The sequence below is a fragment of the Streptomyces sp. NPDC048590 genome, assembly GCF_043199535.1.
Lineage (GTDB): Bacteria > Actinomycetota > Actinomycetes > Streptomycetales > Streptomycetaceae > Streptomyces.
On the sequence record NZ_JBICWC010000027.1, the window covers coordinates 1 to 1,747 of the forward strand.

Consider the following 1,747-nt stretch of genomic DNA (forward strand, 5'->3'; position numbering starts at 1 on the left):
TAAGGGCTTGCCGGGAATCAACACGTCGGTTTGATCTTGCTTTTGTCGAGGTCGAGGAATCTCGCGATGTCGGTCGGCGTGCGGAAGCGGGCGGTCGAAGCAGGGAGGCGAACGCCCTGGGCTTCCAGGAGTGGGCGGACGTCCTTCGCTGCGCGGCTGATGGTCATGGCTGTGGTGTCGAAGAGTCGTCCCAGAAGGTCCATGGTTGCGATTTTTCGCAGGTGGAGGACGGTGACCAGGACTCGGTCGGCTGAGGTGAGCTTGGCTTTCGCGCCTGCGCCGGGGGCCACCAAGCGCTCGTGACCTCGACGTGCGCGGAGTACCTGCTCGCGTTGAGCCTCCATCGCTGGAGTGAGCACGTCGATGAGTTCGCTGAGCTCCCGGCGGGGCATGCCGGTCAGTTCCGGGTCCTGGAGCGAATACCGCGTGAGGCGTGACGGTCCGTCCGACGGGGTGTCGTCCGTGGTCGCCGGGTCTGTCGGGCGCTGGGGGTGGAGGGTGTAGTTCCAGTCGCCGTGGAAGCGGTGGCGGGTGATGGGCAGGGCGGCGATCTCGTCGTCACTGACCCGGGTGCCGGTGGGGTACTCACCGCTGTCGAGCTCGGCCTGGACGGTGAGGCCGGTGCTGCTGGTGGTCGCGGCGATGGTCTGGAGCATGACTTCATGGCTGGTCAGGGGCCTACCTCGCCAGTTCATGGTGATGTGGGAGAACAGCCGGTGCTCGATCTTGTTCCACTTCGAGGTGCCGGGCGGAAGATGACACACCGTGACCTCAAGGCCGGTCTCGGCGGCGAGATCAGCGAGGTGAGTCTTCCAGCCGCGAGTGCGGTAACCGTTGGAGCCACCACCGTCAGCAGTGATCAGCAGCCGGCGAGCGCGAGGGTAGTCATGCCGGCCGACCGCCTGCCACCAGCGCCGGATCGAGGCGACGGCGAACGCCGCCGTGTCGTGATCGGTGCCGATGCTGACCCAGCCGGTGTTCGCCGTCATGTCGTAGATTCCGTACGGAATCGCTTTGGCGGCCGGGCCCGGGAAGTCGTGCGTCTTGACCCTCACGGGCTGTCCTGCGGGCTGCCATTCGTGCCCGGCGTTCCTGTAGTCGCCGATCAGTTCCTTCTTCTTGCTGTCCACGCTGATCACCGGGTCACCGGCGTCCCTGTGATCTCGTGCCTGCTCGTTGAGGTAGCGGAACTGGGCATCCCTGTCGGGGTGCTGAGCACCTTCGATGGTCTTGGCGTTGGCCTGCAGGCTGAAGCCCTCCTCCTTCAGCAGGCCGGCGACCGTGTCGGCGGAGACCCGGTGCCCCTGGCGGGTGAGCTCCGCCGCCAGCTTCCGGGTCGACTTCGTCGTCCAGCGCAGCGGCGACATCGGGTCGCCCCGCTCGTCGGGCTCGACCAGCGCCAGCAGTGCCGGCCGCAGCCCAGGGTCCAGCACGGCTGCTTTCTTCCGCCCTCCGCCAGGATGACGCGCCCGCCCCAACGGGGCCTGACCGGAGTCCAGCTCAGCTGCCCCACGCGAGACCGTTGCCTCCCGGACTCCGGCTGCAGCGGCGACGATCCTGATGCCGCCATGCCCCAGCGACAATGCTTCCGCCCCTATGGCCAACCGACGCTGACGCTCGTCCAGATGCGGCAACAACACCTGGAACTTCGCCGCCAGAACGGCCCCGATCCCCTCCGGTCTCCCCATACCAGACCAACGAGCCCCACAGATGGAAGCTACGACTTGTTTCCCGGCAAGCCCTAAGA

Annotated in this window: 1 protein-coding gene; it reads right to left on the reverse strand. The window is 66.9% G+C overall.

Annotation, left to right across the window (positions count from 1 at the left end; translation table 11 throughout):
- Positions 1-17: 17 nt before the first annotated feature.
- Positions 18-1,688 carry an ISAzo13 family transposase gene (locus ACGFNN_RS35085; protein ID WP_393561971.1) on the reverse strand — a complete coding sequence of 557 codons (1,671 nt, stop codon included), beginning with the start codon at positions 1,686-1,688 and terminating at the stop codon, positions 18-20.
- Positions 1,689-1,747: the final 59 nt, after the last annotated feature.

Excerpts from the sequence above, each read along its gene's own strand:
- ACGFNN_RS35085 (WP_393561971.1), bottom strand. The coding sequence starts at position 1,688 with ATGGGGAGACCGGAGGGGATCGGGGCCGTTCTGGCGGCGAAGTTCCAG.